Origin of the sequence: Huijunlia imazamoxiresistens (assembly GCF_037132455.1) — a bacterium.
In the GTDB taxonomy this organism is placed as follows: domain Bacteria; phylum Bacteroidota; class Bacteroidia; order Chitinophagales; family Chitinophagaceae; genus Flavisolibacter; species Flavisolibacter imazamoxiresistens.
On the sequence record NZ_JBBBEI010000034.1, the window covers coordinates 1 to 17,902 of the forward strand.

At 56.3% G+C, this 17,902-nt stretch carries 13 protein-coding genes; 2 read left to right on the forward strand and 11 right to left on the reverse strand.

The window, feature by feature from the left end; genetic code table 11:
- Positions 1-156: 156 nt before the first annotated feature.
- The 6 genes from rfbB to V9K67_RS24125 all read right to left on the reverse strand — a co-directional run bounded on the left by rfbB (position 157) and on the right by V9K67_RS24125 (position 6,676).
- Entirely contained in the window at positions 157-1,209 is a 1,053-nt protein-coding gene (gene rfbB, locus V9K67_RS24100; RefSeq protein WP_336727140.1) for a dTDP-glucose 4,6-dehydratase, read from the reverse strand.
- A 74-nt stretch (positions 1,210-1,283) separates the two neighbouring features.
- The gene (locus tag V9K67_RS24105) at positions 1,284-2,243 is read right to left on the reverse strand and encodes an SDR family oxidoreductase (protein WP_336727142.1); all 960 of its coding nucleotides are present in this window, start codon (positions 2,241-2,243) and stop codon (positions 1,284-1,286) included.
- A complete protein-coding gene (locus V9K67_RS24110) occupies positions 2,243-4,642 on the reverse strand; it encodes a GumC family protein (protein ID WP_336727145.1) in 2,400 nt (799 codons plus the stop codon). Before V9K67_RS24110 ends, V9K67_RS24105 begins: the two co-directional genes overlap by 1 nt.
- A 24-nt stretch (positions 4,643-4,666) precedes the next feature.
- A complete protein-coding gene (locus tag V9K67_RS24115) occupies positions 4,667-5,437 on the reverse strand; it encodes a polysaccharide biosynthesis/export family protein (RefSeq protein ID WP_336727146.1) in 771 nt (256 codons plus the stop codon).
- Positions 5,438-5,446: 9 nt separating this feature from the next.
- On the reverse strand, positions 5,447-5,947 hold the full coding sequence (locus tag V9K67_RS24120; RefSeq protein WP_336727149.1) for a UpxY family transcription antiterminator: 501 nt from the start codon (positions 5,945-5,947) through the stop codon (positions 5,447-5,449).
- Between the two features lie 147 nt (positions 5,948-6,094).
- Positions 6,095-6,676, reverse strand: a complete 582-nt coding sequence (locus V9K67_RS24125) for an acyltransferase (protein ID WP_336727152.1) — start codon at positions 6,674-6,676, stop codon at positions 6,095-6,097.
- A gap of 100 nt (positions 6,677-6,776) precedes the next feature.
- Between V9K67_RS24125 and V9K67_RS24130 the strand changes: the two genes are divergently transcribed.
- On the forward strand, positions 6,777-7,718 hold the full coding sequence (locus V9K67_RS24130) for an NAD-dependent epimerase/dehydratase family protein (protein WP_336727155.1): 942 nt from the start codon (positions 6,777-6,779) through the stop codon (positions 7,716-7,718).
- Here V9K67_RS24130 and V9K67_RS24135 read toward each other — a convergent pair.
- Positions 7,693-8,115: a LexA family protein gene (locus tag V9K67_RS24135; RefSeq protein WP_336727157.1), complete on the reverse strand. Its 423-nt coding sequence runs from the start codon at positions 8,113-8,115 to the stop codon at positions 7,693-7,695. The two genes, V9K67_RS24130 and V9K67_RS24135, sit on opposite strands and share 26 nt — an antisense overlap.
- A 198-nt stretch (positions 8,116-8,313) precedes the next feature.
- Here V9K67_RS24135 and V9K67_RS24140 point away from each other — a divergent pair, with 198 nt between their 5' ends.
- The gene (locus V9K67_RS24140; protein ID WP_336727160.1) at positions 8,314-8,670 is read left to right on the forward strand and encodes a hypothetical protein; all 357 of its coding nucleotides are present in this window, start codon (positions 8,314-8,316) and stop codon (positions 8,668-8,670) included.
- A gap of 116 nt (positions 8,671-8,786) precedes the next feature.
- On the opposite strand, the gene V9K67_RS24145 is transcribed toward V9K67_RS24140, so the two are convergent.
- From V9K67_RS24145 to V9K67_RS24160, 4 genes are all read right to left on the reverse strand, one after another.
- A complete protein-coding gene (locus V9K67_RS24145) occupies positions 8,787-11,183 on the reverse strand; it encodes a hypothetical protein (protein ID WP_336727163.1) in 2,397 nt (798 codons plus the stop codon).
- A gap of 241 nt (positions 11,184-11,424) precedes the next feature.
- A complete protein-coding gene (locus V9K67_RS24150) occupies positions 11,425-12,390 on the reverse strand; it encodes a hypothetical protein (protein ID WP_336727165.1) in 966 nt (321 codons plus the stop codon).
- Between the two features lie 36 nt (positions 12,391-12,426).
- Positions 12,427-14,331 carry a RagB/SusD family nutrient uptake outer membrane protein gene (locus V9K67_RS24155; RefSeq protein WP_336727166.1) on the reverse strand — a complete coding sequence of 635 codons (1,905 nt, stop codon included), beginning with the start codon at positions 14,329-14,331 and terminating at the stop codon, positions 12,427-12,429.
- Positions 14,332-14,376: 45 nt separating this feature from the next.
- Positions 14,377-17,508, reverse strand: coding sequence for a SusC/RagA family TonB-linked outer membrane protein (locus tag V9K67_RS24160; protein WP_336727167.1), 3,132 nt, complete (start codon positions 17,506-17,508; stop codon positions 14,377-14,379).
- Between the last annotated feature and the right edge of the window lie 394 nt (positions 17,509-17,902).

Below are 17,902 nucleotides of genomic sequence, written 5' to 3' on the forward strand. Positions count from 1 at the left end.
CGGAGATTTTTTTGGCGAACTCCAGGGCGATGGGCAGGCCTACGTAGCCCAGACCGATCACGGCCAGCTTTTCCTGCTTGGCAATAAGCTGATTATACATGTTTAACTTAGGTTTCTATTTTGACTAGAGGGATGATGATTCCTTATCGGGGTCGCTTACCTTTCGGCGTACTGCTCCTGGTAGTAATGCTGGTAGGCTCCGGAAGTGACGTTGTTCATCCATTCCGTGTTGGCCAGGCACCAGTCGATGGTGAGGCTGAGGCCTTCCTCGAAGGTAACGCTGGGTTTCCAGCCCAGTTCCCGGTTGATCTTGGTGGCGTCGATGGCGTAGCGGCGGTCGTGGCCGGGCCGGTCTTTTACGTAGGTGATCAGCTTTTCGCTTTCGCCGGGGGCGCGTCCAAGCTTCTCGTCCATCTGCTGGCAAAGGAGTTTCACCAGGTCGATGTTCTTCCATTCGTTAAAGCCGCCGATGTTGTAGGTTTCGCCTTCCTTACCCTTGTGGAAAACCAGGTCGATAGCGATGGCGTGGTCCTTTACAAACAGCCAGTCGCGGGTATACAGGCCATCGCCGTAAACCGGCAGCGGCTTTTTGTTGATGATATTGTTGATGAACAGGGGGATCAGCTTCTCGGGGAAGTGGTAGGGACCATAGTTGTTGGAGCAGTTGGAAACGACTACCGGCATATGGTAGGTTTCGCCATAAGCCCGTACGAAGTGGTCGGAAGCCGCTTTGGAAGCGGAATAGGGAGAGTTGGGATCGTAAGGCGTTTCTTCGGTAAACAGGCCGGTATCGCCCAGGGCGCCGTAAACCTCATCGGTGGATACATGATAAAACCGCTTGCCTTCATAATTGCCGTGCCATTGTTTCTTGGCGGCATTCAGGAGGTTCACGGTTCCGACCACGTTGGTATATACAAAATCCAGGGGCGACAGGATGGAGCGGTCGACATGCGATTCCGCGGCCAGGTGGATGACGCCTTCGGGCTGGTAGGTGGCGAACACCCTTTCCAGTTCCGGTGCGTCCAGCAGGTTTACTTTCTCAAAAACGTAATTGGGAGCTTCCTCAACGTCCTTCAAATTTTCCAGGTTCCCGGCATAGGTTAAAGCATCCAGGTTGACGATGCGGTAATCTTTATACTTGGTAACAAACAGACGTACTACATGGGAGCCAATGAACCCGGCTCCTCCGGTAATGAGGATTGTTTTCATGATTTTGTTTATTTCGACCTTTTATACTCCGGGGCCTCCCCGGTAAAGAATTTATTAAAGACCCAAAGGGCTCCTTAGGCAAAGTGATAGTGTTGGCGGTACCATTCGAAGGCGACTTTCAGCCCGTTGCGGATGTTCACTTCCGGGTCGTATCCCAGCAGGGCCTTTGCCTTGGAGATATCCGCCAGGCTGTGCAGCACATCGCCCTTGCGGGAAGGGCCGTATTTGGGCGCCAGGTCGCTGCCGGCAATGCTCTTGATCTCCTCGAACAACTCATTCAGCGACGTTTGTTCGCCGAACGCAATGTTGTATACCTGGTTCACCGCTTCCTTGTTCCGGGTAAACAGCGCCCGGATATTGGCCTGCACGGCATTGTCCACGAAGGTAAAGTCGCGGCTGGTGCTGCCGTCGCCGTTGATGGTGGGGGGTTCGTTGTCCAGCACTGCCTTGACAAACAGGGGAATCACGGCGGCGTAGGCGCCGGTGGGGTTCTGCTTGGGACCGAACACGTTGAAATAACGCAGGCCGACCAGTTCCAGGCCGTAAACGTTGGCGTACACCTTGGCATACAGCTCCATGACGTACTTGGTCACCGCGTAAGGAGAAAGGGGGTTACCGATCTTGTCTTCCACCTTGGGCAGGCCGGGATGGTCGCCATAGGTAGAGGAAGAGGCCGCATACACCACCCGCTGCACGCCCTGTTCCTTGGCGGCGGTGAAGATGTTCAGCGTGCCCGTGATGTTCACCTCGTTGGTGGTCAGGGGATCGTTGATGGAACGGGGAACGGAGCCCAGGGCTGCCTGGTGCGAAATGCCGTCGATGCCCTCGCAGGCCTGCAGGCAGGTCTGGTAGTCACGGATATCGCCCTGGATAAACTCGAACCGGGGATCGGACTCGAACTCTTCAATGTTCTTGAGGAAGCCTGTCGCCAGGTTATCCAGTACCCGCACCTTCGTTACGGTTTCTAACTGCAGCAGATGTTTGACGAGGTTGGAGCCGATAAATCCGGCGCCACCGGTAACCAGTATACGCATTATGCCTTTGTCTTTTTTCTTTTATTATTGTTTTTCTTCTTGAGGCCCATCCATCCAAACAAGTCGCGCAGCCCGCCGGGAGCCGGGGCGGCTTCCTCCTGGAAGTAGCCCGAACCGTAGGCCTGCCCGTAGCCGTAGCGGCCGTAACCATAATACCCGTAGCCGGCCCTTACCTTCACATCATTGAGCAATAGGGATATTTTGGGCAGCTTTTTCTGCTGGTAAAATTCATCGATCAAACCCACCTGCTTTTTGAAGGTATGTCCCTGGCGGACGATATAGAGGGTAGCATCGGCAAACTGGCTCAGCGTCATGGCGTCGCTGACCATACCTACCGGGGCCGTATCGATCACGACCACGTCGAAGTGCTGCTTCAGGTAGGCAAACAGCTCGCTCATCTTTGGATCCAGCAACAGTTCCGAAGGGTTGGGCGGCACCGGTCCGCAGGCCAGCACATACAGGTTTTCATAGCCGGGCACCTGTGTGGGCAGTTCCTCCAGGGTAGCTTTGCCCAGCAGGTAGTTGGTCAGGCCCACACGTTTCGGCAGGTTCAGGCCCGATAAGATCTTGGGCTTGCGGATATCAAATTCGAGTACAATGGTTTTCTTGTTGGCCAGCGACATTACCGCACCGATGTTGGTGCTGATGAACGACTTGCCTTCCCCGCTAAAGGAGGAGGTCACCAGCAGGACCGGCTTTTTAAGGTTGGAAAGGATAAACTGCAGGTTGGAACGCACAATACGGAACTGTTCGGCCACTACTCCGCGGTTGCCCGATTTCACCACCAGGGTTTCCTGGTTAAAGGAGTGCCCCAGTTCGCCGAGGATGGGAGCATTGGTAATCTTTACGATATCGGCCCGGCTGTCTACCCGGTCGTTCAGCATTTCCTTGAGGAAAATGATCAGGGCAGGGATGGCCAGCCCGACGATGATGGCAATCAGCTGGATCGATCTGCGGTCGGGCTTAATGGGTGTGGGGTTGACCACCGCCGGCTCCAGTACGCGGGAGTTGGAGATGGTACCGGCCAGCGACATGGAAATATCCTCTTTTTTCTCCATCAGGAAGTTCACCACCGTTTGTTTCATTTCCTGCTGCTTCTTGATCTCGGCGAGGTTCTGCTGTTTCAACGGCATTGCCTGGATCAGGGCCTGGGCCTCCCTGCTTTTGTTTTGCAGGCGGCCGATGGTGGCCCGAACATAGGATTTATAGTTCCGCATGGCTTCGAACAAGCTTTCGCGGATGCGCTGGATCTCTTCTTCTTTCTGTTTTACCTTGGGGCTGGTCACCGGCTGACGGGCATCGATGGACGCTTTACGTTCGAGCTGGGCCACATTATAAGCCGAGATCAGGGTATTTACCGGCCCGTCGGTCAGTCCGAAGGATGAAGGCACCACGTTAAAAATGGTGGCCGGGTTGGACAGGTAGCTCTCGATCATCTGGGCAACGGTCAGCTGGATCTGGAGCTCGTTGATGGCCTTGTCCGCTTCTTCGTACTTGGAAAAATAATTCTGGGACTGCGCGTCTTCGCCGAACAGGTTGTTTTCCTGGCGGTAGCGCAGCAGCTCGCGGGTGACACTATCCAGCTCGCCGGTCAACACCTTCAGCCGGCCGTCGATAAAGTCGATGGTCTTCCGTTTGGTTTCGTTTTTATCCTCGATGGTCACCACCTTGTATTCATTCATCAACTGGTTGATCAGATCGGCCGCATATTTCGGATGCTCCGCTTCCAGGCTGATGACCACGCTACCCGGGGCCCTGCCGGGAACAATCAGGATGCGGGAGCCCAGTTCCTTAGCAACGACATGGGTAGGCTTGTACACCACTTTGTATTCATTGACCAGCTCGTCAGGTCTTTTGGCCTGAAGGATAAAACTGCCGTATTTATTGGTAAATACCTCATCAAAGGCATGCAGCTTTGTTTCCTCGTTCACCCGAAACCGGCCGTTGGTAAATTCAAACTTCTGGCTGAAAGCGTGCGCGGAGTCGGACAGCGAAATGATCTTTAAGGTAATGGGCGCCTTATTGTATTCATTGATCTCCCGCACATTCCCCTTTACATAATAGATCAGGTTGATGTCGAGTTTTTCCACTACCCGTTCCAGCAGGGGCTTTGAACGGAGGATCTCGATCTCATTCTGGATATTTTTCTGGTTGTCCAGCACGAACATCTGCTGGAACTTATCGTCTCCCCCGCCGCCAGCAGCAGAAGAGCTTTCATCTTTAATGATCAGGGAACCCGATGAACTGTAGATCGGGGTCACATAGCGCAGGTACACAAAAGCGACAAATACGGCAAATACCACCGAAAGGATGAATAACGGCAGAAAGCGAACGTATTTATAAAACAGTTCCTTTATATTAAGAGACGAGGCCTCGTTTGTCTTTAGCTGTTCTTCCATGAAGAAGAAGTTGGTGTTTACTAATTATTTAAGAAGACTGATGAGCAGACCTACCGCGGTAGCGATGCTTAACGCGAACGCCATCTGCTGCCGCACCCTGCTCTGCTCGGTGGTGGTAATGCTGTACTTGGTTTTCTCCACCAGGATGACGTCGTTCTGCTGCAACTGGAAATAAGGCGATTCAAATAACTTGGAGGAGGTAACATCTACAATGCCCAGCTGTCGCTGGCCGTTCTTCTCCCGCAAAATTTTCACTTCCTTCTTTTTACCCGTGATCAGGATATCGCCGGACATGGCCAGTGCTTCCAGCAAGGTCATGTTTTCGACTTCCACGGTATGGACGCCCGGGCTTCCCACCTCGCCAATGACCACGAAGCGGAAGTTCATGAACCGGACGATGACCGTGGGATCGCTCAACTGTCCCGCCAATTTTGCTTTGATGGTCGTTACCAGTTGGCTTTTGGTGAGCCCGGCGGCATGAATGGGTCCCAACCGCGGCAGTTCCAAGTTCCCTTTCTGGTCCACGAGGTAACCGCGGAGCGGCGAGTTGCCCCCGCCGCCGCCGCCCCCGCCCAACCGCTGATTGAACAGCTGATCGACTTCCGGGTCCAGGCTGGAACTGGAAATCTGGACGGACAACAGGTCGTTGGCCTGGATCACCGGCTCGGCAATAAAATAGCTTTTCCGAGTGGTGGTATCCTTAAAATCTTCCAGGTAGTTGTAGACCAACCGGGGCGTTTTACAGGAACCCAGCAACAATCCCAACCCAATCAGCAATAAAAGTGTTACGCGCATGCAATTAATTTATTTTGTTTCCGTAGAGATCAGTCGGCCCTTATCGATATCCGCCACCAGGATGTATCCCAGGCTGTCGATGGCCACCCGGGCCGTCTTACCTTTGACTTCCAGCACTTTTCCTTCCAGGTCGGCCAAGGGCCCATCCGTAACGCGTACGCGCTCATTGGGCTTCACCTCCATTTTCACCAGTTGCACATTCTCATACTCTTCCAGGAAGAGCCGGATGGCCAGGATCTCCTTGTCCTTAATGATGGCCGGCTTTCCATTCCAGTAAATAAAGTTGATGACCCCGTCGGTCATCCGTACCCCGGTGCGGTCCTCATCCGATATACGTACAAATACGTACGACTTAAAGAGGGGCTCTTCCACCAGTTTCACCCGGTCGCTCCATTTGCGGCGTACCCGGTTCAACGGGCAGTAGCTCTCGAAGCCTCTTTCCGTCAACAGGGTATTGACCTTCTTTTCCCATCGTGGCCGGGTATATACGGCATACCATTTATAGCTCACTTCCAGACGTTTACGCAGGGCTTCGCCACCTCAGTCACATATATTTATTTTTTGCAACTGACAACCTGAGCCTATGCGGGTGCAAATATATGCTTTGCTGTGGGACTGACAAACCATTAAAACCATCAGAAATTGAATAAGTTATTATTAACAAGCAGGCGACAAAAAAACCTCATTTCTTTCCAGCGTATACTTTTCACCGGTACCAGGGCAAAGAGCTATTCCTTTTTCGTTGAATATCAGAGGGTAACCTTCCCGGCTTACCCAACCCCGCTGACGAGCCGGATTTCCGTAGACTAACGCAAAACTTTTAATATTTTTTGTGATAACCGAGCCGGCTCCCACCAGGGCATATGCGCCGATCTCCACCCCGCAAACGATGGTGGTATTGGCGCCGAGGCTAGCGCCGCGGCGCACCACCGTGGGGCGGAACTCGTGCTTCCGTTCGATAAAACTGCGGGGGTTGATCACGTTGGTGAACACCACCGAGGGGCCCAGGAACACATCGTCCTCCACCACCACCCCGTTATAGACCGATACGTTGTTCTGGATCTTCACCCCGCTGCCGATGGTAACGCCGTTATCGATAAATACGTTCTGGCCGATATTGCAGCGGGCGCCAAGGCGGCAGGCAGGCATCAGGTGGCTGAAATGCCAGATACGGGTGCCCTCCCCGATAACGGCGCCCTCGTCCACGACAGCCGTTGGATGGATAAAAGTTTGGGACATCTAATAATAATTTAATGCGGCCAAAATAGGCCATTGTCCAGAAAATCGGTCTATTTCTTACCTTCCGACCCCTTAATTGACGCACCTTAAACCCGAAACCATGCAAACCATACTCGGCGCCGGAGGCGCTGTGGGCACCGAACTGGCCAAATGCCTGACCGCTTACACCGGCCGCATCCGGCTGGTCGGCCGCCAGCCCCGCAAGATCAACGAAACGGACGAGCTATTTCCGGCCGACCTGCTGCAGGCCGCCGAGGTACACCGGGCCGTGGCCGGATCGGAGGTGGCCTACCTGACGGCCGGCCTGCTGTACAAGACCGGCTACTGGCAAAAAAACTGGCCGGTGCTGATGCAGAACGTCCTTGCCGCCTGCCGGGCCCACGGTACCCGGCTGGTGTTTTTCGACAATATATATATGTACAGTCCCCACCACCTGCACCGGATGACCGAACACACGCCGGTGCGGCCGGCAAGCAAGAAGGGCGCCGTGCGCCACCAGGTGGCCGGCATGCTGCAGGAGGAGGTGGCCGCGGGCCGGCTGAATGCCCTCATCGCCCGCTCGGCCGACTTTATCGGGGTGAAAAACAGCGCCCTGACCGAAACGGTGGCCCTGAACCTGCTCAAGGGCAAAAAGGCCGTCTGGCTGGTGGATGCCGACAAGGCGCATACCTTCACCTTTGTGCCGGACGCGGCGGCAGCCACCGCCCTGCTGGGCAATACGCCGGAGGCCATCAACCAGGTATGGCACCTGCCCACCGACCCCACCCCCCTGACCGGCCGGCAGTGGGTGGAACTGTTTGCCCGGGAGCTGGGCGTGCGTCCGCAGGTGCAGGTGATCTCCCGGGGTATGCTGAGCCCCCTGGGATTGTTCCTGCCCATTTTAAAGGAGTTGAAAGAAATGGCGTACCAATACGACCGCGACTACATTTTCGACAGCAGCAAGTTTACCCGCACCTTCGGCTACCGGCCCGCCACGCCCCAGGAAAGCGTGCGGGCAGTAGTGGAGGGACTGAGCGCTAAACGGTATGAATCACGTACGTGACCACGCCCCAGACAAAGAAGTTGGAAAAGGGATCCACTTCAATGGAGGCCAGGCTTTTGGTATCGGGCACCAGGCGCACCCGTTTGTCGGGCAGCACCTGCAGCCGCCGGATGAGCATTTCGCCGTTCAGCAGGGCAATGACCACCTTGCCGTTGGCCGCTTCCAGGGAGCGGTCCACGATCACCACGTCGCCATGATGGATGCCCGCTCCGATCATGGCATTGCCGTTGACCCGCAGGAAAAAGGTGGCGGGCTTGTTCCGGACCAGCTGCTCGTTCAGGTCGATGCTTCGGCCCTCCGCATCCATGGCCTCATAGCCACCCGCCGGCTTCTGCTGCCACCAGGCCGGCTCGTCCGGCGCCCTGCCCCCGGCCGGGGAAAAAGAATCCATTGCCATAAACTGAATTTTTATACTAAAAATTTTAGCAAAATTAAGTCCAATAAGCTGCTCCTCCTATAACAGTTATCCACAATCGAAAACGGGAAATCAAGGCTCTTCCATACTTACTACTTCGTAATTCTCCCCTCCTACCGGCTCCCTTGGCAATGCTTTTGCGTGGAAAAAGGTGCTATAAATCATAAAAAAATCACAACCATGAAAAAAGCAATATTTGTAGCGGGGCTGCTGCTCTTTATGGCAGGGACCGCCGATGCCCAGGAGCCCAACCGGATAGGAAAACAGGATACCGCCCTGTACAAGCATCCCCAGCGGGGAGCCAATGATCCCGCCTGGGATAAGAACAAGCGCATGCGCGACCGCCACCAGCAGGGCTGGAAGGCCCGGCCCGACAGCGGCGCCCCCGCCCCCGTGCCGGACAGCATGAGCAACCGCCGCATCTATAAATCACCAAAGACCAAGCAGAAGGCGACCCCCACCGGCCAGGAAGCTACCGGCACCAACAGTACGAATGCACCGAATCCCAAGAATGCCGGGAAAAGCCAACCGGAGTAGAGGGGAATTGGTTAATTGGTTAATTGGGCGCTAAAGCGGGAAGGGCATCCCGGGTGGTTGTCTTTTCCAGCCCTGATGCCCTTCCGAATATCCCGATTAACCAATTAACCAATACCCTATTCCATGATTTGCTCGAAATGCGTCAGCCGCCCGTCGGAGCTCATGCCTTCGATCACGACGCGGAACGCGTCGCTGATGTCGTTATTGTAAAATGACAGGGTGATGGTGCGCTTGCGCGGGCTGGCCACCAGGTTGGGGTTCCAGTAGAGGGTGGTGCGCAGGTCGCGCTGCTCGTTGCGGGGATCCACGGCGGCGTAGTTGGGCGCATAGAACTGCCGGATGGGCGTATAGCCCATGATGGTATTGCCCGACAGGCCCTTGCCCGGCTCGGCCTTCACATCGCCCCCGCGGCGGGTATAGATGGCAATGGCGCCGTTGCCGCCGCCGAAGCCGCCCATGAAGGGTGGGCGGAACACCTTCACGTAGGCCACATCGGTCACCGGCAGGCTCGAGATCATCGACACGTCGGTCTGCACCTCGTCGAGGTAGACCGAGGGCTGGCCGCCCCGCCACTGCATGCTTACATCGGCCCCGGCCGTGGTGATCTGCAAACCGGCCACCTTTCCCTGCAGGTATTGAAAAATGTTCTGGTAGCCCATCGAAGCCGGGTCGTTCACCAGGTCGAACTGGTAGGCGTCCGCCCCCTTGAACAGGCCCGAGGTGTATTTATCGTCCATCACCGCCAGGGGCGACTTCGTCTTGGCGGTTACCGTCACCGTTTCCAGCGTTTTGCCTTTGAGCAGCTCGGCCAGCTTTGCCCGCTCCTCGGCCAGGCGCCGCTGCCGGAAGTTGCCGGCGGTATCCAGGTAGGCCGTCAGGGGCGAATAATTCTTGTTGTAGTTCAGCGCCGCCAGCCGCTCGGTCATAAAGCGGATCTCCGCCCCGGTCAGCGCCTTGTTCTTCTGGTACTGGTAGTGCACCCGCAGGGTATCGAAAAAGATAAAGTTCGGCTGCACGAAGTTTCCGTTCGACTCTACCGGCACCATCATGATGCGGGAGGCGGAATCCTTCTGCCGCACGATCAGGATCACCGTGCCGCCGCCGCGCAGCTGGCTTTCCGACACGCCCACCACCTTGCCCGACAGGGCCAGGTAGTCCGCCTCGCGGGGATAGGTGATGGCGGGGAACTTTCCTTTGACCACGTCCTCCCACTTGAACCGGCGCCAGCCATGGGTCAGCATCACCAGGTCGAGCTGCTGGTTGACCGCATCGCTGTTGGTGGAAAAATAATAGTCGGGGCGGTACACCCTTCCTTTGATCTCGCTGGCCAGCAGCAGGTGGCTGACGATGTTGTTGCTGCTGTCGCGTTCGATGGCGGCATCGGTCACCGACACCGAGAGGCTGGCCGCCAGGCTGTCGGGCACCGTGATCTGGATCTCGTCCTTGGCCCGCTTGCTCAGTCCCCAGCGCTGCACGTTCATTTCGGTGGCAAAGCTGAAGCCTTCGTTCTTGACGAAGGTGATGCGCTCGGCCACGGCATTCCAGGAAGCGTCAAAGAGCGTCATGGTGAGGATGCCGGTGGGCAGGCTTTCGGTGGGGATGGTTTTGGTGGCGGCGACCGTGCTGCCGAGGTCTATATCGGTTTGAAACACCAGGTTCTGCTGCATGGTGCCCACAAGGTGCAGGGTTTTGAGGGCATCGAGCACCGTGGCCGTACGGCTGACGTTGAAGACGCGCCGGGTACCGGCCAGGGCTACCTGCACCGACAGGCCGGAAGGCTTGGCGGCCGGCAGCGGGCTGGTGCGCTCGGCGCCCCTGGCGTCCTTCCAGCGGGCGGTGTAGGTTTCGCCCGGCTGGGGCGCCAGCAGGAAGGAGCCCAGGCCGTGGTGCACCGGCCGCAGCGAATCCTGCACCACGCCCTTGCTGTTGACGATCACGCCCTTTACCACTGCGGGCCGTCCCCACTGGTCGGCCGCCTTGAAGGCCACCCTGTTTTTGAGGCCCGCCACCAGGTCGCCGCCCTCGGGAAAGAATTCGACGGAGGTAACCACCGCCGGTTTGGCCGCCGCGGCGGCCGGCTTATTGGAAAGAATGCGCAGCTCTTTCTCGTATAAAAAGGCCGTGTCGAAGTTGAGCATCCAGCGGGTGTAGGCCCGCACCCGGATAAAGGAACCGGTATATTTTTCCGGCACGTCGAACTGGCCGTTGGTCACCGCCGTCACGATGGGGCTGACGCTGTGCAGCAGCACCGCGCCCTTGTCGTCCACCCAGTCCACGTACAGGGTCTTGCTGCTTTCGGCCGGCACCACCCCTTCCATCAGGTAGGCCTTGAACCAGACGGTCTCACCGGGCGCATAGGAGCTTTTATCGTAGTGCAGGTACACCCGTTCCTGCCCGTATTTTTCGGCATAAACCGCCAGGGTGGAATCGAGGCGCTGGGCCCGGGCCCAGGAGGAGAACAGGAGGAGACCATGCAGGGCAACCAGGCGCAGCAGAAACGTGTATTTCTTCATAAGGAGATCCTTCGCATTTAAGGGCCGTAAATTACAGAAAAAAGAAGCCGCCGGGACAGCGGGTTGCGGTGCCGGCGGCGGGATAAAATAAGGAAAGGGGTAGAAACCCCCTCCCGTTGCTTGCTTGTTTATCACTGACTAATAACTTCGGATCAAAAGGCCGCTGCAATCGATTTAAAAAGCCCCCTATAGACATAGGGCGCGTCAACGATTAACTTAAACTGCCCATTGAATCGAACAGTTAGTTGGCCATCTTGTATGAAAGATGGGTATAGCGGTGGTTGCGGTAATCGGTTGCCAGCGCCTGGATAAAGATCACCCCGTGCTTGCCTTCCGGCGTGACAAAGTAGATCAGCTGGTTGGCCGCCAGCGGGGTCGTGATGTTTTTCAGGCTGATGTTCCGGGCCTTTGCCGCCGCCAGGATCTTGGCGCCTGTATTCAGGTCGTTGTTGAAGACGGCTGCCGAACCGGCCACCGGCGCTGAGAAAAGCGTAGCCCGTTTGGTCCAGGTGCTGATATCATTATTCTGGAACGGCAGCGGGTCGGCGGAAAGCGAATACAAATAATTGTTCACGGTCACCGAAGTCACGGCTCCGGAAGAATTGCGCACGGTATCCCGCCGGGTAAAGCTGCCCAGGTCGATACTGGCCGCATGAGGGGCGCCGGTAGTGTAGCTGTACAGCTTGCCGTCACTCAGGGACAGGTAGCTGGGGTCGGTTTTTTCCACCGAATCGGCTACAAAGAGCTTCCGGTCGGCCAGGATGCGGTAATCCGCGGCTACGTTGATGGTTAGGGTTTTATAGCCGTCGCCGAGGTATACCCCTTCCTTGTCGTAGGCCCACACGCGGTAGGTGGTGGGACCGGCGCCGAGGTCTTTGGCATATAATTTAAACTGGCCCGAAAACGACCGGCGCTTAGCCGTTTCCGTAATAGGCGTTTTTACCGCCGGCACGGTGGCGCCGTTTTTGAACAGGGCTACCTGGTACATATCGGCATCCGGCGATTCAATGGTGTAATCGATCAATACGGAGTCGGTTGGACTGATGTCCATTACCAGGCGCTCCCCGATGGCATAGGGCTGGCTTTCGTGTAACGTCAGCTTTACCGTAAACATGTTGAAGACGTTGGGAAACTCTTTTTTGCAGCCTGTCAGCAATACCGGGAACAGCATTGCCAAGACAGAGCGGGCGCTATTTCGCAATTTCATTTATCTGGATTTAGACTTTTAGGGATTAAGTTTTACTTACAGGGGATCAAAGGTTCCGCCGTCCCACCCGATGGTTTGCTCCAGCAGCGGGGACGAGTTCAGGAACGTGGTGTTCAGCGGGAAGAAGTAATAGTGTTCCGGCATGGAGAAGTTGCCGTTGTTGGCTACCGGGTTGAACGTATACGGCGTGATGAAGTACTTCTCGATCGACGACCGGTTGTAAATGTTCAGCGTATCCCGGCGCAACAGGTTGGGATCAATGCCCAGCGTATTAGGGCCGATGGCTTTTTCCAGCGAATCCCGCAGTCCGGCAGGCGATGTTTTGAACTGCATCTGTACCATCTGCGTGATGGTGCCCTGCAGCTTGTGCATGCGGCGGGTGCGGCGCAGGTCGTCATTGCGCTTGCCTTCGAAGGCCAGTTCCACCATGCGCTCGTTGAGGATCAATTCCCGCATCTGGGCTTTGTCCGTAGCCAGATCCAGCCCATAGTCGGCGGTACCCTGTACGATGCCCGCCCTTTTCCGCAGTTGGCGGATCATGTCTTTGGCAATATCTGTTTGTCCCACTTCGTTGGCCGACTCCGCATAATCCAGCATCACTTCTGCCAGGCGCAGCTCGATCCAGTCCATGCCGCTGCCGCCGATGTCGTTGGCCGTGCCCACGGCGGTGCGGGCCAGGTTGGGGGTGGCAAACTTGCGCACGTAAAAAGGCTTGGACGATTCGTTGCTGCCATCCACCCGGGCGCCGGCGTAGGTCCACTGGCGGCGGTTGGGTTTGGCGCTCAGCGGCCAGGTGCTCCCGTTAAAGGCAAGGGTCGCGTCGAAGCGCGGGTCGCGGTTGGCGTACAACAACACCTCGTCGTAGGGATAGGCCGCACTGCTTTGGGTGATCGGCCGGCCGTCCTTCATCAGGTAAGCGTCCAGCATGATCTTCGTCGGGTTATAGGCATCGTTGGGCGAGCCGCCTTCCGAGCCGGGCCGGACGCGGGCTTCCACGCCATGGAATTTCTTGTGGGCGATGGAAGAATACGAGCGAACGATGATCGCTTCGGTATTGCCGCGGCCTTCCACCTGGAAAATGGTGGCATAGTTGGACATCAGCTTGTAGCCGGCGGCAACGGCCGTATTGTAGGCGGCCTGGGAAGCCTTGAACGCCTCCTCCCATCTTGTCGCATCATAGGTGGTGTGTCCTTCGGGGTTGAACAGCGGGCTGGCCCACCACAGCAACGCCTTGGCTTTCAGGGCCGCGGCCGCGGTTTGATTGAGCTTGCCCCGGTCGGTGGCATCGTTGGCCCACACCACCCCCTGCAGGTTCACGATGGCCGAGTCCAGGTCCTTCACGATCTGGGCGAACATCACTTTGGCCTTCTCGCGTCCCCCGAGCTTCAGGTTCTCCGGGTTTTGCGGTTCCAGCACCAGCGGCATGCCGCCGTAGATCTTGGTCATGTTCAGGTACATCATCCCCCGCAGGGCATAAAACTGGCCCAGCAGCACCTTTTTCTGCGGCTCCGTCAAGCCCGTGCTCGGGGGGATATTTTTGATCGCCAGGTTGGCTTTGGCCACATCAAAATAGCGGTTGTGCCCTATTTCGCCGCCGGTGTACCGGGTACCGGTATACTGCACTTCATCGGGCAGCAGGAAGCCGCTCATGTTGAAAAGCTTCTTGCCCAGGTTCTCGGTGCCCGAATAGTAGTTTTCATCGCTCACCAGGTGCAGCGCAAAGTTATTCAGCGTATAATCGTAAGGGAAGGTAGGAATAATGAACTGGTAGGTATCGTTCAGCAGGTATTGTACCGCCGACTCCTGGTTCCAGATGTCGGCATCGATGGCCAGCGGATCGCGGAGGTTCAGGAAATCGTGTGTTTTTTTGCATCCGCCCACTGCGAGCAGGAGGCCGGCAGCAATGCCCAAACAAGCTTTTTTATTGAAAAAGGGTTTCATATCGCTTTATTAAATCGTTTTACTCTGTAGGTTGGAAAATGTTGTTTACAGGCCCAGGCTTAAACCCACCGACACCGTTCTCATGGTCGGGTAATCCAGGATGCTGTTGGTGTCCGGGTCTTTGTATTTCAGCGGGTTCACCAGCGTCCACAGGTTGTTGGCGGTAAGCAGGACGCGGGCGCTGTTAAAGCCGGTCCGCTTCATGATCCGCGAAGGGGCGGCATATCCCAGGGTCAGGTCGTTCACCCGGATGGTGGTACCGTTCACGGCCCAGAAGTTGGAGTTGGACTTGATGAACGGATCGTCATAGCGGGGGAACTTCGCATCGGGATTGGTTTCCGACCAGGTATCGGTCCAGAAGGCCGGTACGTTCTTGGTGGTGCTGGGTACCAGGCTCCGCGTATCGGCGTCGTAAAACGCTTTGCCGCCGATGCTGGCGCCGATGTTCACGCGCAGGTCGAGGGATTTATAGGTTACGCCCAGCTGCATACCGGTCACAAGGGCGGGGTTTACGCGGTCGAACAGCAGCGTATTGTCGCTGTCGGTGATCATGCCGTCGCCGTTGGTATCTTCATAAATAAGCCAGCCCGGTTGGGGCACCTGCCCGTTGATGGAATACTTCGGGTTTTTCGCCAGGAAGGCGTCCACTTCCTCCTGTGTACGGAACATGCTCTTCGCCTTCAAACCAATGTTGGCGCCGTTATAGATCCGCGGGTCCGTACCGAAAGCGGTCTGGGCCTTGCCCAGTACGTTCTGCCAGAGTTCGTAGCGGTTATAGAACATGCGCTCCATCACCGAGTTGCCGAAGCCGAAGTTCATGTTCGCCCGGAACTTGATATCCCTTCCGAAGTTGGTATTGTAGCCGATGCTGTATTCCGTACCCCAGGTATGGCGGATGCGGTAGTTCAACACGGGTGCCGCAAAGCCGGCGTAGATAGGGAAGTTGGCGTCGTTGCCTTTGTCGAACACGTCGTAGGCCCGGTCCTGGAAGGCTTCAAAGCCCAGGTTCAGCTTGTTTTTAAACAGGGCCAGGTCCATACCCACGTTCAACGTCGCCTTTTTCTCCCAGGTGATATCGGGGTTGGGGTACACATCCGGCCGTACGCCCGGCACATAGCTTTCCGCGTATAAATAAGAGCCGATGTTGATCTTATAGCGCTCGAACCAGTAAGTACTGCCAACGCGGTCGTCGCCGGTAATGCCGTAGTTCGCCCTCAGCTTCAGGTAATTGATAAAGTCAATCTTCTTTTTGAAAAAGGGCTCTTTGCTGATCTCCCAGCCGGCGCCCAGGCGCGGGAACAGGCCCCACACATTGGCGGCTGCGAAGTTGGAGGAAGCATCCAGGCGGGTGGTGCCTTCCAGCGTGTACTTACCGGCAAAGGTGTAGTTGAAATTGCCGAAAAAAGAACGCTTGGTGGACTGCGACGCCTTGGGGGTTTCGACGGTGGGGGTAGGATCGAACGCCCAGTAGTAGGGGTTGTTCTCGACCTTCTGGTCCAGGTAGATCAGCCCGACACCGGTTCCGCTGCCTGCCGACTGCTCGCCGCCGAGGATCACGTTGAGATCGTGCTGGCCGAAGCTGCGGGCATACTGCGTGGTGAAAAATACGCGGTAGTTGCTGCTTTCGTCGGTTCGTTGTACCAGCCGGCTATTGCTGCCGCTGAAGCGCTCTACGTTGCGGCTAACGGTATCCGTATACAGGAGGCCGTTGTTGCCGGTCATCTTATACTCGGTTACCAGGTAGGAAGGGCGGTATTCTTCGAAGCGGGTCACGCCGGCGGTGGTGGATGCCTGTACCCGGGCCGTCAGGCCTTTCAGGATCCCGGATTCCGGGGCGAAGATCAAGGAGCCGTTCAGGCCATAGGTGCGGGCCTTGCGGTCGTTGTAAAAGCCGGAAGCGATCACCGCCAGCGGGTTGTTGAAGTTGTTGCTGCCGGAAGCGTAATTCACAAAGTTGTCGCCGATCTTGATGGGCACCCACTGGGGCACGACGATCACGTTCTGCAGGAACGTTTTATCGTTATCGCTCAGGCCATTCTTGCTGTAGCTGATGTTGTTGTCAATGTTGGTATTGACCTCGGCCCGAAAGCCTTTGAAAAGCTTGGCCGTTATGCCGCTGCGAAAAGTGTACTTATCCACTTTCTGGCCGGCATAGTTGCCTTGCTGGTTCTGGTAGCCGCCGCCCATAAAGAAGGTGAGCCGGTCGGTACCGCCGGAGACGTTCAGGTTATGCCGCTGCATGATGGCCGGTTTCCAGAGCTCGTCAAACCAGCTTTTATGGTTCATCGTCTTCAACTTCTCCAGGTCCTCTTCGGAAAAGAAGTTGTTGATGGAGGTGTTGTTGCGTTTTAAGTTTTCGTTCAGCAGCCGCGCATGGTCGTAAGCGGACAGCATTTCGGGAATTTTGAGGGCATTGGTTTGTCCCAGGTAGCCGTTGTACGAGATGCGGGGCGGACCGGCCTTGCCCTTTTTAGTGGTGATCAGCACGACGCCCTTGGCACCGGCGGCGCCATAGATGGCGGCCGACGCATCCTTCAGGATGCTGATGTCTTCCACCATGGAAGGATCCAGGTTATCGAAGGTCGACTTGCCGACGATCATGTTATCGATAACATACAGGGGCTCCGCCGTACCCCCGGTGAGGGAGTTGGCCTGGGCGTCCCGGATATTGAGGGTAATGCCGGCTCCGGGTCTTCCCGATACCTGGCTGACGCCCAGGCCGGCCACCCGGCCGCGCAGGGCCGCCGCGATGTTGGCCACGGGCAGGTCCTGGATCTCTTCGGGGTTGACCCGTACCACGGCGCCGGTCAGTTTGGATTTCTTCTGGCTACCGTAGCCCACCACAACCACCTCGTCCATTTTCAGGTCGAGCTTCTTCATCAATATAGAGATCTCCCCGGATTCGGGAACAGTGGTTTCTCCGCGTTCAAAACCTACATAAGAATAGGTAAGTACAACCTTGCCCGCAGGGGCTTTTAAGGTAAAGCGCCCGTTCTTGTCGGTGGTGGTGGCCTGGGCGCTGCCACGGGCGGTAACGGTAACCCCTTCGATCGGGGCATGAGCGGAATCCGAAACCACAACGCCCGTTACGGTTTTCGTCTGCCCGATGGCCCGCACTTGACAGATGGTCAAAAACAGGGGCAGGCACCCAAATTTTAGAATTTGTTTGAAATACATATGGCTGTTTAGTTTAAGCTTGAAAGTCTGGTTCTTGAAAGACAATTGAAGAGCAGGTCGCACCGCGGGAGCGGGAAACTGCATGAAGTAATCGTTCATTTACTCTGGCAAGACAAACTTATTCGAGTCCCCAAAAACGCGGGTTCACTATTTGACTTTTTCCAGGTTCAGATTTTATCACCCCGACAAACAACTGAATATCAAATAATTAAATCTGAAATAGAAAGACACATGCGCGTCGGGTTCAAAAAATAACCGGGTACAGGGAAGCGCTTAGGGATACAGGATTGCAGACGGGCGTAAAACCTCTCCCCCGCCCCGCCGATGGCGGGGCGACCCCTCCCCACATAGGGAGGGGTGAAGCCTCGTAGCTCCGCGACAGTAATGAAGAATG

Excerpts from the sequence above, each read along its gene's own strand:
- V9K67_RS24145 (WP_336727163.1), bottom strand. The coding sequence starts at position 11,183 with ATGAAGAAATACACGTTTCTGCTGCGCCTGGTTGCCCTGCATGGTCTC.
- V9K67_RS24140 (WP_336727160.1), top strand. The coding sequence starts at position 8,314 with ATGAAAAAAGCAATATTTGTAGCGGGGCTGCTGCTCTTTATGGCAGGG.
- V9K67_RS24115 (WP_336727146.1), bottom strand. The coding sequence starts at position 5,437 with ATGCGCGTAACACTTTTATTGCTGATTGGGTTGGGATTGTTGCTGGGT.
- V9K67_RS24135 (WP_336727157.1), bottom strand. The coding sequence starts at position 8,115 with ATGGCAATGGATTCTTTTTCCCCGGCCGGGGGCAGGGCGCCGGACGAG.
- V9K67_RS24155 (WP_336727166.1), bottom strand. The coding sequence starts at position 14,331 with ATGAAACCCTTTTTCAATAAAAAAGCTTGTTTGGGCATTGCTGCCGGC.
- V9K67_RS24105 (WP_336727142.1), bottom strand. The coding sequence starts at position 2,243 with ATGCGTATACTGGTTACCGGTGGCGCCGGATTTATCGGCTCCAACCTC.
- V9K67_RS24125 (WP_336727152.1), bottom strand. The coding sequence starts at position 6,676 with ATGTCCCAAACTTTTATCCATCCAACGGCTGTCGTGGACGAGGGCGCC.
- V9K67_RS24130 (WP_336727155.1), top strand. The coding sequence starts at position 6,777 with ATGCAAACCATACTCGGCGCCGGAGGCGCTGTGGGCACCGAACTGGCC.
- V9K67_RS24160 (WP_336727167.1), bottom strand. The coding sequence starts at position 17,508 with ATGTATTTCAAACAAATTCTAAAATTTGGGTGCCTGCCCCTGTTTTTG.
- V9K67_RS24150 (WP_336727165.1), bottom strand. The coding sequence starts at position 12,390 with ATGAAATTGCGAAATAGCGCCCGCTCTGTCTTGGCAATGCTGTTCCCG.
- V9K67_RS24110 (WP_336727145.1), bottom strand. The coding sequence starts at position 4,642 with ATGGAAGAACAGCTAAAGACAAACGAGGCCTCGTCTCTTAATATAAAG.
- rfbB (WP_336727140.1), bottom strand. The coding sequence starts at position 1,209 with ATGAAAACAATCCTCATTACCGGAGGAGCCGGGTTCATTGGCTCCCAT.